Here is a 12,442-nt window from a genome sequence, read left to right as displayed (position 1 = left end):
TTGAGATCGGTCGGATAGGATTAAGAGAATCTTGGCAGCCAGTGAATGTCGCCGTTAGTGCGATCGCCGATCTTGTAGGGTGCGTTCCTTAATACAACTCCTGCTACTCCACCGATAGATTTCTGGAAACGCACCATGCTCATGCTTGAAGTAAGCGATCGCAGTCTAACAACGCCCATGCACGCCGACCATTGAGGAGTTATTTGTTGAAATTCAAAGGTCATCTGCGGCGGTTGATAGGTAAAGTTAGCTCTAAATGCTTGTAGTCACCAGACAGGTTGGCTTGAGTACACAAAATCTATATTTACAGGGTTTTGGCTTGATTTTTTGGACTGTCTCCCTTTGTAGGGAAATACTATTGAATTACTGTTTTTCTAGCTGACAGTAAAGGTTGCCACCAATCTGGATGGTCTAAGTACCATTGGGCCGTTTGTCGCAGCCCTGCTGTAAAAGTTATGGTGGGTATCCAGCCCAACTCACTTTTGATTTTGTGGATATCAAGGGCATAGCGCTGATCGTGTCCGGGTCGATCTTTCACAAAGGTGATGAGTCGGCGAGCCGGACGAACGGGCAGTTCAGGAGCCAATTCATCCATCACATCACAAAGGGTTTGCACCAAGTCAATGTTGCTCACTTGATTATCCCCTCCGATGTTGTAGGTTTCGCCAACACGTCCTTGATGAAGGACGAGATCTAATGCCTGACAGTGATCCTCTACATGCAGCCAGTCTCGAATGTTGCTGCCATCACCATAGACGGGGAGAGGTTTACCCAGCAGGATGTGGATACACATCAACGGGATTAACTTTTCGGGAAAGTGATAAGGGCCGTAGTTGTTTGAACAGTGAGTGGTCAGGGTAGGTAAGCCATAGGTGCGATAGTAGGCTCTGACCAGATGATCGCTGCCTGCTTTAGAAGCGGAGTAGGGGCTATTAGGAGCGTAGGCAGTAGTTTCAGTAAAGGACGGATCATTGGCACCAAGACTGCCATACACTTCGTCGGTTGAAACTTGGAGGAAGCGATGCGAAGCAGTTACCCCCTCGGGGTAATCGCCCTCCCGTTTCCCCCTCGTTTCCCAATGCTGTCGAAAGGCTTCGAGTAAGGTGAATGTGCCTACCAGGTTAGTTTGAATGAAGTTTGCGGGTGCGAGAATGGAGCGATCGACATGAGATTCAGCAGCAAAGTGAGTAATGGTATCGATCGCCTCTTCCTGAAGCAATCGATCGACCAGGGCGCGATCGCAAATATTACCCTGGACAAATCGCAGGTTTGCCACCCCTTCCAAATCAGCCAGGTTTTGGCGATTACCTGCATAGGTGAGCGCATCAAGGACGAGGAGGCGATCGCCTGGATACTTTTTGCACCAATAATGCACAAAATTAGACCCAATAAACCCAGCCCCTCCAGTAACCAAAATTCGCCGAGGTTGCCGCATGACTAGTAACTAGTGACGAATGACCTGTATCCCATGACCAATATATATCTGTAGCCATATAGGTTAGGAGAAGAAAAGGGGTAAGGCTGAGCCCTACCCCTTTTCTTCTCCCAACTTGAGGAACCTGCGCCATATGTTGCACTCGATAAAGAACTGCCTCATCACAATTCCCATCCGTCATACTGTTGACAAGGGCGATAAGAGGAGGGGCAATGTCAAAAACGACCACCAATGATGGATTTTCTACTGGGCTAAAAGTCTGGATGCTGTTTTTGCTGACCTTTGCTCTGTTGGGCTATTCAGTCATACTCAGCATTTTTTTAGGTGCGCTGGCAGGGTTAGCCGCAGGCATTATTGCCTGGGGTTTGCAATCCAAGGAAATAGCTGAAAGGAAACCGGGTGAACAACCCAAAGGTTCGGAAAGCGTGTCTGCTCGATTGATTAGAGAGCGGTTTAGTCAGTTCCGTCTGGGTGTTGGCAACCAACAAAATCAGGATCAGCGTCAAAATGGCTTTAGACCCCGTTTATTTGGGCGCAAACGCCGTTCCCCTCGGACTCGACGCTAAGAGTGTTTCAAGGGTTGTCTTTTTGCGGGACGTATAGAAACAACCTGAGAGCAAAGGCTAGGGCCAAATTGGTAGTTGGTTCACCGCTTCTATCGTTGCATCAAGGGGAGTCGTGCCGTCAGGCTGAGGCGCTAAGCCAAAATAGCCCTCGTTGCCGTCATGAGCTTGAGAGCCAATGACTTGAGCAGCATAATCACCTTCTCGTTTGGCTTGATTAAAAGGAGAACCGACTGTTGAGGGCCAGCGAGAGGCAAAGAGAATTGCGCCCAAATCTTCAATCCAGTCGCGCTGACCGTACAAGTGATACATTTGATCGACGGATTTGAAGCCATCTGTCCCAGAAAAAACGCCTCCGATTGAAACCATTGAAATTTCCGCGTTTAACCATTGGTCTAAATACTGTGATGCTCCCAGCGCGACCTGCGCGCCTCCACTTGTGCCGATTAGGATAACGGTGATTGGCTCTGATGACGCAGAGATCGGGCTTTCGGCTGACATTCGCTCTACGATCGCCGACGCGATTCCCTGGTTGTAGGCAATCCCGTAGCGATCATCTACAGAAATGGCAAACCGCCAGAGGTTGCGAATTTTGATCAGAATGTTCAGGTTTTCCAACCAGCCGTCTGCTTCCTGGGCAAACCTCCAGAGGGGTGCAAGCAATCGGTTGCCACCCAAGCTTTCGTTAGCTGCTGAGTAGGGAAAAACATCTCGCACGGCGACGCAATTGGGGTGCGCTTGAACTAGCTGATCGAGAAATAGCTCTTCACCAGGAGTAAGCTGGTTTGCTGAAAAGTCTCCTACCCCAGTGAGAAAGACGATGTAGCAGTTGGTTGAAGCGGCAGACGGTTCAGGGGTTGGGCGATCGCCTTCTGGCAAAGCAGGGACATCTTTCCCAAGCCCTGCAAACTTGGCTCCCTGCTGCACCCACCAAATCAATGTGCCAACTGGGGCAAACACTCCCCACACCAGCAGAATTATTCCAGCAATGACCAACAGTTTTAGACTTCCGCCTCGCAACCAGAGCAAAATTTGCCCAACCAGCTTAAGCATGTTCAGTCTTTTCAGCCTTTAATGAAATACAGGAAATTAGGGCGATCGCCCACCACACCGAAATTCGGTCAGCCATAGCAGTAGCTATTTAATTACAGCACTGCATCAATAACATCTATCTCTTGCCATAAGAACAGATTGTGAGTATCCAAACCACCAAAACAGGGTTAGGCAGAACGCTTTGGAGAGCTTTGACGTTAAGGGCTGGGTTCTACGACAACGCTCACCACATTCCTCATGCCCATCGGCTAGCCCTCACCGTTGTGCTGCTTGCTGTGCTGTCTCAACTGCTAGGCAGTTTGGTCATTTTGCTAATTAGCCGCACGACGCTACCGCTGATGGCACTGATTTTGCTGCTTCAGGGTGCTGCAATTTTGGTGGGCTACTATTTCTGGACATTCACAATCTGGAAATTAGGGCGTTGGTTTTACCGCAACACACCGGGCTATAGAGAATTGCTAAGCCCGATTGGCTTTGCTTACGCACCTCAAGTCTTGAACTTTTTGACGCTGATTCCCCTGTTAGGGCGACCCATTGAATTGGTTTTATCAGTTTGGAGTCTGTTAGCTGTGATTGTTGCTGTGCGCGAAGGATTGAACCTTAAGACTCGTAGCGCAACGCTGATTTGTCTGGTCGGTTGGCCATTAATTCAATTGGCGATCGGATTTATTCAGGTATTTAGGTTAAATGGTGGAAATTAAAAAGCTTGAGGATGTTTGAAAATCCAATTGGCTTAATTCCTACTATCTCTATCAAGATTGAGGGGGATAACAAGGGATAGCCTAATTCCCATTATCTCTATCAAGATTGAGGAAGATAACAAGAGATAGAGGGAGATAAAGAGAGCATGAGAAATCTCTATCTAAATAAGAGTCTCTATCTAAAGAAAGGGGCTTTAAGCAAAGGGCTATCTCATTCTGGACGAAGCTGTTCATTTTCATGAGAAATAGCACATGCAGATAGGACTCTTGAAAGAACGCCCTGTTTTCATCTTTGGGATGGGACGCTCTGGAACGACGCTTTTGCGTCTGATGTTGACTGCTCATCCTCAATTCTGTGTTCCATCTGAATGTCTGTTTTTTGTTAGATTAGAGCCGAAATACGGTCATTTAGAGGATATTAGCGATCGCCTCGACTCGTTTCTCGCTGACCTTTATAAGGTTGAATCCTTCGCTGATTGGAAGCTAGATCCAGAGTTGCTGCGCCAAAACTTAAGCCAGTTTCCTGCATTAAATTACGCAACTGCTATTGCCACCGTTTATCGCACTTATCTTGAGCAAATCGGTTCTGATGCTCGCTTTTGGGGAGACAAAAACCCAGTTCACGTCTATTACACCGAGCAAATTCAAAAATACTTTCCAAACGCAAAACTGCTTCTGATCATTAGAGATGTTCGAGGAACTTATGGTTCACTCAAACGAACTGAAAAATCTTTCGACAACTGGCAAGGGTCTTGTCAAGCAAACGTTCTCTCAGTCACAAAGCAGTGGCGTAAAGTGGTTGATCTATCTGAGAAGCATAAGAATGACCCAAGTTTTCACACCGTGCTATATGAGCGGTTAATTGAGAACCCAGAGCAGGAACTTAGGGCAGTTTGTTCGTGGCTTGGAGTAGATTTTGACGAATCTATGATGCGATATTACGAGAAAAACGCGAAGGAAAAGTTGGTGCCAACGGGTGAAAACGGTTGGAATGCCAAAACATTTCAACCCATCAGTAAAGGGCGCTTGAATAGCTGGCAAAATGAGCTAAGCCTAACGGAATTGGAAGCTCTAGAAAGCTTGAATCAGGGCAATCTGCAACGGTTGGGATATCAATGTGTGACGCAACCTTTTCGCTATCGCAGCCTGTTGAAAGTTCTGCCAGATTATGTAGACCATGCCTTTTGGCGGCTCGCTCAAATTGCAAAATTGCGCTCAAAAAGACAGAAGTTATATAGTGCTAGTCCCTTAAGTTAGAACAGAAGTAGGATTTCTAACACTGATCTAGACAGGTTTCGCGACCTACCAATTTCTGTAGGGGCACACTGCAGTGTGCCCCTATTGCGGTGCGCCCTTACCCATATCTGCAACATCTGCAAATCAAATTCGTGAGAAGTGCGAGAGGCAGAGCTTCCTCATGTGCATTACCAGGCAGCGCCTAGTAACGAGAGTGAACGAGACTGCTCTAACGCTTCAGTAATTGATCGATGCGCTTTTGGGTGCACTTTTGCAGCAGTTCACGTACACTAATTCCTTTTAATCTGGCTTCTCAATGTAGATGAACCAGCAATGGGTGGTCGCGCCGAACATGGTGGGTCGTGGAATGGGAAAGGGGACGGGCGATCGCCGTCGCTAAAGGTGGAGAAGCTGCTTGGGGTGTCCGAGGCTACTCTCGGCAGTGTAGACCACAACAGGTAGCGATCGCTTCGATTCCATGTTCCGTTCAAATCCTCCAAATCCTGCACTTAAGCGGTATGCCATTTTGGACTTTGGATTTTGGATTTGGGTTCGGGAATGGGGAGGGGCGATCGCACGATATACTGCAACTCAATCTAACTGAACGCAGTCTAAGACTTCAGATTAAATCCGATAAACCATGAAAACGGCGATCGTTCACGAGTGGCTAGTCACTTACGCTGGGTCAGAGCGAGTCGTCGAACAAATGCTGGCTCTCTACCCGGAAGCAGATCTATTTAGCCTGGTTGAGTTTTTGCCGCCTGAGTTGCGATCGTTCATTCACCACAAACCTGTGCAAACGTCTTTCCTGCAACGTTTGCCTTTTGCCAAGACGAAATTTCGCCGTTATTTACCGTTCATGCCGCTGGCGATCGAACAGTTTGATCTGTCAGACTATGATTTAGTGCTGTCAAGCAGTCATGCTGTCGCTAAAGGCGTGATGACCCGCGCCGACCAACTTCACATCAGCTACGTGCATACCCCCATCCGCTACGCATGGGATTTGCAGCAGCAGTACCTTAAAGGCAGCAAGCTAGAGCGCGGAGCAGGTGCATTTTTTACCCATTTGGTGCTGCACTACCTGCGGCTATGGGATCTGGCGACCGCTAACCGGGTTGATTATTTCCTGGCAAACTCCCGCTACGTTGCCCGTCGCGTTTGGAAGACTTACCGTCGTCCGGCTGAGGTGATCTATCCGCCTGTTGCGGTTGATCGGTTTCAGCCCAAGTATCAGCGCGATGATTTCTACCTGATTTTGTCCCGATTTGTTCCTTACAAACGAGTGGATCTAGTTGTAGAGGCGTTTGCTCGATTAGGACTGCCGCTGGTAGTAATTGGGGATGGGGGCGATCGCCCCAAAATTGAACGCCTCGTCACCCCTAACATTCAGCTTTTAGGACACCAGCCGGATACTGTCGTCGCTGACCACATGTCCCGCTGCAAAGCCTTTGTTTTTGCCGCTGCTGAAGACTTTGGCATCGCCCCCGTCGAGGCACAAGCCGCTGGAGCACCCGTCATTGCCTATGGCAAGGGAGGAGTGACTGAAAGCGTGATTGCAGGCAAAACTGGCATCTTTTTCCCTGACCAGACGGTGGGCAGCTTAGTTGAAGCCGTTCAGAAATTTGAATCAGGAATTTACTGCTTTAGCCCGGATGAACTGTGCCAAAATGCAGCGCGATTTTCTCCAGAACGCTTTCGCCAACAGCTCATTCAATTTATTGACCAAAAATGGACGAAATTTAGACGGGGGGATGCCATAGAGTATTAGCGTGAGGAGAAAAATCGAAATGCAGCTTAACCGTACCTTACAGCCTACTATTTCGGCTTTAAGTATATCCACGCGCTCGTTGCCTACCATCCTATTCATGATTAGTTCAGACCTGATGGCGCTAGGCGCTGCAGGTCTGCTCAGTATCTACTTGCGGCTATTTTTTGACGGCAGATTTCACCCCAATCTCTACCTTCAGCTTTACCCCGTCCTGGGTTTATTTATTTTTGCTTACGCCACCGTTGGGCTTTATCCTGGCGTTGCTATCAGTCCAGTAGACGAACTGCGCTGGACCAGCATGACGACTACCCTGATCTATTTAGCACTAGGGGCAGCTATTTTCCTGTTTCGCGAAGGAGAAGTTTACTCTAGAGGCGTTTTTCTAATGGCCTGGGCGCTTTCTCTGGTGCTGGTGCAGTTAAATCGCGCTCTCGTCCGCCACTGTTTTGCAGGCAAAAAATGGTGGGGCTATCCTGTTCTCGTGTTGGGGGCAGGTAAAACCGGAGATCTGGTCATTCGTACGCTTAAGCGTCGTCCTGGAATTGGGCTAAAGCCTGTTTTGGTACTGGACGACGACCCTAACAAGCAAGGATCGCTGCACGATGTGCCTGTTGTAGGTGGCTTGGAGTTAGCCCCCATTTTGGCTAAGTCGCGTCAAATTCCCTATGCGATCGTGGCGATGCCTGGAGTTCCACGCGGCAGGCTGTTGAACCTGCTAGAACGCTACGGACATACCTTCGCCCATCTGCTGATCATTCCCGACCTGTTTGGCTTTTCTAGTCTCTGGGTTGCCGCCAAAGATCTGGGCGGCGTATTGGGGCTAGAGGTCCGTCAGCAATTGCTCTTGCCTGGTCCTCGCTTTGCCAAGTTTTTGATGGACCTGATTTCTACTCTGATTGGCGGATTGTTAATTTTGCCGTTCATTGGTCTAATTGCTCTGCTGATTCGACTTGATTCGCCTGGACCGATCTTCTATGGGCAGGTTCGCATTGGGCAGGGAGGGCGTTATTTCAAAGCCTGGAAGTTTCGCTCGATGGTACAAAATGCTGACAAAGTGCTGCAAGAGCATTTAGAACAGCATCCTGAGCTAAAAGAATCGTGGGAAAAAAATCACAAGCTGATGGATGATCCTAGGGTTACGCGAGTCGGTCGCTTTTTGCGGCGCACTAGCCTGGATGAACTGCCCCAACTCTGGAACATCTTGCGCGGTGAAATGAGTCTGGTCGGGCCACGCCCCATTGTAGATGAAGAGATCTGGCGGTATGGAGACAAGTTTGCTCTTTACACCAAGGTTTCGCCTGGGCTGACTGGACTCTGGCAAGTCTCCGGGCGCAACAACATCACCTATGAAGAACGAGTCAATCTAGATGCCTATTACGTGCGAAACTGGTCGGTCTGGCTAGACGTTTATATTTTAGTTCGCACAATTTGGGTCGTCGCATTTGGGGAAGGAGCCTACTGAGGGGTCAATGGTCGAGAGTCAAGCCTTTCGGTTTTATCAAAAAGTTGCGCGATTCAGTTTTATTGGTTTGCCCTATGTCAGTTACCTGAGTTTTTTGGGATTGTTCTTCGTTCTTGTTTTTCTGATTAGAAATTTCTACAAGACCGTTTTGAGATCCCCAATTTGTATTAGTTTGCTGGCTGTTAGCGGGCTGATGATTTTAAGTTCTGCATTTGCTTTTAGTAGAGAGGAAGCTTTTCTACAACTGACTAACTTTTTGCCTTTTTTTGTCTTTTTTGCTTTTCTTCCCTTTCTATTCAAGGGTTCAGGAAAGTTAGAGCAGCTTGCAATAGATTTAGTAATTACTTCTATTCCAGTTAATATTGTTGCTTTTGTTGAATATCTGATCAAATCGCCCTATATTCCAGGTTCTATTCAGCGATGGCAATTTATTGATTGGCTTCGTTCTGCACCACATAAAGGCAGAGCGATGGTTATGTTTGAGCATCCCAATGCTTTAGCGAGCTACTTAGTTTTAATTTTAGGGCTGGGTTTAGGATTGATTTTGCTGCAATCGGTGCAACAGAGAGGAGTTGCCGATCGCTCCAGAAAATTGCAGCGGCTTTATCCACCTGGTTGGCTCGTCTATGCGGCAGTTTATCTGAATCTATTAGGTATTTTTAGTTCCGGTTCACGCAACGGAATGCTGATTGCAATTTCTCAGCTTGTAGTCTTCAGCCTTTTTGTCAAAGCGAATCGAACGGTTTTAATCAGCGGACTTTTGAGCCTGTTGGCAGTGGTGGTCGCTGCTGCGCTTGTGGGAATTGGCGGTCGGGCTGTTTCCCTGGAAGGGCTAACGGATGATCCAAGAGTCGGAGTTTGGCAAATTGCGCTGGAATTGATTAGGGAACGTCCGCTGTTGGGATGGGGCTTAGGAAATTACAAATTCCTTTATCCCGCTCGCATTATTGATCCGGTCTTTGACAAAATCTTTCATCCACACAACTTTTGGTTATTGCTAGCTTCTGAAGCTGGATTGTTGGTGATGGTTGGTTTAACGGTTGTAGTTGGCTACGTTTGTTTTCGGGCAGTGCACCTGTTGGTGACAAAGCAACTAGCGGCTAGCGATCGCCCCCTGATGCTCGGCTATCTATTTGCATTTTGGGGCTGCGTTGCCTTTGCCCTGTTTGACGTGACGTTTTACGATGCCCGCATCAATGTACTGAACTGGATCATTCTAGCGGGCATTTACTCGCTGACAGAATCATCCGTCGCCAAGCCGATCGCCCCTTCCATGCTCTGCTGAATTACCTGACGCTGCTCAGCGTCGTAGCCCCAGCGATCCAAAAAGGCTTTGTATTCGCCCAACCCAGTAGAGGCGCTTTCGTGCAGCTTTTGCGCTTTCTCGATGATGGCCGCCAACTGAAGTTTCTCGATCAGGTAAGCAGTGCGCGATCGCACCCGATCCGACCCCTGCGCCATCTCCTCATTGCCGTTACGCCGATGAGTAATCGCCATTGCGGACGACATTGCCAAATTTTTCACCAGCAGGTCTGCCACGATCTCTGGCGACGTTTGCAATGCCTGCATCACCGCTTCTGCAGGGTGGTCAGCGATCGCCCGTTCATCTGACAAATAGGTGACAAAGAATCCGCGTGCCCCATTCATGCTGCCCACTAGGGCGGCAATCGCCTCTCTAGTTTCTGCCTCTGACAGTTTGCCCTGCTCCATTTGCGTTAGAAGGGATTGAGTAAGGGCGATCGCCTGCTCGAAGGTTAACTCTTCGGTGGACACGTCTTCTGGAGTCAGATTAGGTTCAGCCATATTCGATCCAACGTACTCTTAATGCCGATGGTAGCTCAGGACATTCTGGGACGACACCATAAGATGCACTTTTGGTAACGAAAGCATCAACCTGCCCATACCCAGGGAACAGCTAACAAAAGAAGCGGCGATCGCCGCTGCAATCCTAATGCAATCGCCTACAGAAGCAATGTGATGACTTACAGAAGCAATGTAAAGCTCGCAGAAGCAATGTGATGACTTACAGAAGCAAGGCGATGTTACACAGAAGCAGTGTGATGCCATACAGACGTAGTGTAATAGGTGCAAAAGCAATGTGATGGTTTGCAGAAGCAATGCAACCTGATTAATTGCTTTAATTCACTGCTCTGCTTTACTTTCAAGTGTCATTTACTCGGTTGTATGCGTTTTCCCCACTCTTTCCTTCTCCACTTCACGATCGCTGTACGGCATTGGCTGGGGCGATCGCTTCCCCTCGTCCTGCTCATCGCTCTGCTGCTGAGTGGCTGCCGCAGTCTGATTGCCGAAACTAAAGCCAGCAGCCTTTCTCAGATTGTGCTGACTTCGCTGCAAGACCCAGCTACCTTCAACCCAATGCTAAACCAGGAATTTCCCAGTATTTTTCTGTTTAGCTTTCGCGGGCTGACTACGGAAGATGGAGAAACAGGGGAAGTAAAGCCAGATCTGGCAGAGTCCTGGGAAATTTCTGAAGACGGACGACGGGTCGTATTCACGCTGCGGGAAGGGCTGCGGTGGTCAGACGGTGAACCGCTCACGGCAGACGATGTGGTGTTTACCATTCAGGATGTGATCTTGAATGAGAAAATTCCAACTGACAACAAAGACGACCTGAGAATTGGGGCAAACGGTGAATTTCCTCAGGTGCAAAAGCTAAGCGATCGCCAGGTTGAATTCTTGCTGCCAGAACCGTATGCACCATTGCTGCGGGCATTGAACGGACCGCCAACGGGGGTTGTAATTCTGCCAAAACACACCCTGCAAGGATCGGTCGAAACCTTAGATTCGCAGGGCAATTCTTTGTTTACCTCAACCTGGGCGACTAATACTGACCCCACTAAGGTGGTGGTGAATGGCCCTTACAAGATGGAGCGCTACACGCCTGGAGAACGCCTGACTTTTGAACGTAATCCCTACTACTGGGAAAAAGATGCAGCGGGGCAGCAGTTGCCCTACATCGACCGAATTGTCTGGCAGTTTATGGAGTCTACCGACACGCAACTGCTTAGCTTTCGCTCTGGCGATCTGGATGCGATTGGGGATGTGCGACCGCTGCGACCTGAGTATTTTGAGTTGCTGAAACGTGAGGAAGAGCGAGGCAAGTTCACGGTTTATACGGGAGGCGAATGGTCTGGCACAACGTTCATCACCTTCAACCTGAATCGCGGTAAGAATGCTCAGGGACAGCCTTTGGTTGACCCGATTAAGTCACGCTGGTTTAACACGCTGGAGTTTCGGCAGGCGATCGCCCACGCCATCAATCGCCCGCGCATGATCAACAACATCTTTCGCGGCATCAGCAAACCGCAAGACTCGCCTATTTCCGTTCAAAGTCCCTATTACCTGTCGCCAGAGCAAGGGCTGAAAGTTTACGACTATGACCTGGACAAAGCCAGACAACTGCTTCAATCCGTTGGCTTCAGCTTTAACGCTGAGGGACAGCTCTTTGATGCAGACGGCAATCGTGTTCGCTTTTCATTTCTGACCAATTCAGGTAACGAAATTCGAGAGGCGATCGGTTCTCAAATCCGTGCAGATTTGGCTCAGATCGGCATTCAGGTTGATTTTCGCCCCATCAGTTTCAACACGCTGATTACCAGAGTCACTACAACCCGCGATTGGGAATGTTTCATGATTGGCTTTACAGGCGGAATTGACCCCCACAGCGGTGCAAACCTGTGGACGAGCAAAGGGGGATCGCACATGTTTAATCTTGGGCCACAGCCGGGTGAACCCCAAATTACAGGTTGGCAACCCAACGACTGGGAACTGGAAATCGATCGCCTCTTTACTGCTGGAGCACGAGAACTAGACGAATCCAAGCGCCAGGAAATTTACGGCAACTTCCAGCGCATCGTCCAAGAACAGCTACCCGTAATTCACCTGATACACGAAATTGCGCTCGTGGCAGTGCGCGATCGCATTCAGGGACTAAAGTACACAGGTCTACCGAGCTGGGGACTGTGGAATATCCAAGAGCTTAAAGTAACGTCAATTCGGCTTAAGCAAACGCAGGCAGAGCAGTGTCAATGAGCAGGGAGGGCTTCTTGGGTTGGTGGCAGTAGGCGATCAAGCCACAGACTAAGTTTAACAGGCAGTTGACGGGGGAGCGATGGCGGGAATGCTCAATCTGAGAAATGTTCTTAAGCTGGTCAATTACAGATTCAATGACCGCTCGTCGGCGCAGCAGCAGCTTATCACTCA

At 48.9% G+C, this 12,442-nt stretch carries 13 protein-coding genes; 8 read left to right on the top strand and 5 right to left on the bottom strand.

What is annotated here, in order from left to right; all coding sequences use genetic code 11:
• Nucleotides 1–20: 20 nt before the first annotated feature.
• Nucleotides 21–224: a hypothetical protein gene (locus H6F88_RS12180; protein ID WP_190643164.1), complete on the bottom strand. Its 204-nt coding sequence runs from the start codon at nucleotides 222–224 to the stop codon at nucleotides 21–23.
• Nucleotides 225–355: 131 nt separating this feature from the next.
• Entirely contained in the window at nucleotides 356–1,435 is a 1,080-nt protein-coding gene (gene rfbB / locus H6F88_RS12175) for a dTDP-glucose 4,6-dehydratase (RefSeq protein ID WP_190643016.1), read from the bottom strand.
• A 212-nt stretch (nucleotides 1,436–1,647) separates the two neighbouring features.
• Here rfbB and H6F88_RS12170 point away from each other — a divergent pair, with 212 nt between their 5' ends.
• Nucleotides 1,648–2,001 (top strand): hypothetical protein, encoded by a 354-nt coding sequence (locus H6F88_RS12170; protein ID WP_190643015.1) that lies wholly within the window; start codon nucleotides 1,648–1,650, stop codon nucleotides 1,999–2,001.
• Between the two features lie 57 nt (nucleotides 2,002–2,058).
• On the opposite strand, the gene H6F88_RS12165 is transcribed toward H6F88_RS12170, so the two are convergent.
• Nucleotides 2,059–3,051 carry a hypothetical protein gene (locus H6F88_RS12165; RefSeq protein WP_190643014.1) on the bottom strand — a complete coding sequence of 331 codons (993 nt, stop codon included), beginning with the start codon at nucleotides 3,049–3,051 and terminating at the stop codon, nucleotides 2,059–2,061.
• A gap of 140 nt (nucleotides 3,052–3,191) precedes the next feature.
• Between H6F88_RS12165 and H6F88_RS12160 the strand changes: the two genes are divergently transcribed.
• From H6F88_RS12160 to H6F88_RS32905, 6 genes are all read left to right on the top strand, one after another.
• Nucleotides 3,192–3,752 (top strand): YIP1 family protein, encoded by a 561-nt coding sequence (locus tag H6F88_RS12160; protein ID WP_190643013.1) that lies wholly within the window; start codon nucleotides 3,192–3,194, stop codon nucleotides 3,750–3,752.
• 252 nt (nucleotides 3,753–4,004) lie between these two features.
• A complete protein-coding gene (locus tag H6F88_RS12155; protein ID WP_190643012.1) occupies nucleotides 4,005–5,009 on the top strand; it encodes a sulfotransferase in 1,005 nt (334 codons plus the stop codon).
• Nucleotides 5,010–5,350: 341 nt separating this feature from the next.
• Complete coding sequence (locus H6F88_RS12150) at nucleotides 5,351–5,632, top strand: hypothetical protein (protein WP_190643011.1); 282 nt, start codon at nucleotides 5,351–5,353, stop codon at nucleotides 5,630–5,632.
• Nucleotides 5,629–6,756, top strand: coding sequence for a glycosyltransferase family 4 protein (locus H6F88_RS12145; protein WP_190643010.1), 1,128 nt, complete (start codon nucleotides 5,629–5,631; stop codon nucleotides 6,754–6,756). The genes H6F88_RS12150 and H6F88_RS12145 overlap by 4 nt, the downstream gene beginning before the upstream one ends.
• A 19-nt stretch (nucleotides 6,757–6,775) precedes the next feature.
• A complete protein-coding gene (gene wbaP, locus H6F88_RS12140; RefSeq protein WP_190643009.1) occupies nucleotides 6,776–8,218 on the top strand; it encodes an undecaprenyl-phosphate galactose phosphotransferase WbaP in 1,443 nt (480 codons plus the stop codon).
• A gap of 469 nt (nucleotides 8,219–8,687) precedes the next feature.
• Nucleotides 8,688–9,503: an O-antigen ligase family protein gene (locus H6F88_RS32905; protein WP_206756440.1), complete on the top strand. Its 816-nt coding sequence runs from the start codon at nucleotides 8,688–8,690 to the stop codon at nucleotides 9,501–9,503.
• On the opposite strand, the gene H6F88_RS12130 is transcribed toward H6F88_RS32905, so the two are convergent.
• Nucleotides 9,446–10,021, bottom strand: a complete 576-nt coding sequence (locus H6F88_RS12130; protein WP_190643007.1) for a hypothetical protein — start codon at nucleotides 10,019–10,021, stop codon at nucleotides 9,446–9,448. The genes H6F88_RS32905 and H6F88_RS12130 overlap by 58 nt on opposite strands.
• Nucleotides 10,022–10,402: 381 nt before the next feature.
• Here H6F88_RS12130 and H6F88_RS12125 point away from each other — a divergent pair, with 381 nt between their 5' ends.
• Nucleotides 10,403–12,271 (top strand): ABC transporter substrate-binding protein, encoded by a 1,869-nt coding sequence (locus H6F88_RS12125; protein ID WP_190643006.1) that lies wholly within the window; start codon nucleotides 10,403–10,405, stop codon nucleotides 12,269–12,271.
• Here H6F88_RS12125 and H6F88_RS12120 read toward each other — a convergent pair.
• Nucleotides 12,240–12,442: transposase (locus H6F88_RS12120; RefSeq protein WP_242050514.1), on the bottom strand; the 203-nt coding region annotated here is incomplete at its 5' end. The two genes, H6F88_RS12125 and H6F88_RS12120, sit on opposite strands and share 32 nt — an antisense overlap.

It is taken from the genome of Oculatella sp. FACHB-28 (assembly GCF_014696015.1).
Taxonomy (GTDB): Bacteria; Cyanobacteriota; Cyanobacteriia; order Elainellales; family Elainellaceae; genus JAAUTN01.
The sequence above is the reverse complement of the archived record's forward strand: the minus strand, read 5'-3'. Positions and strand labels throughout refer to the sequence as shown.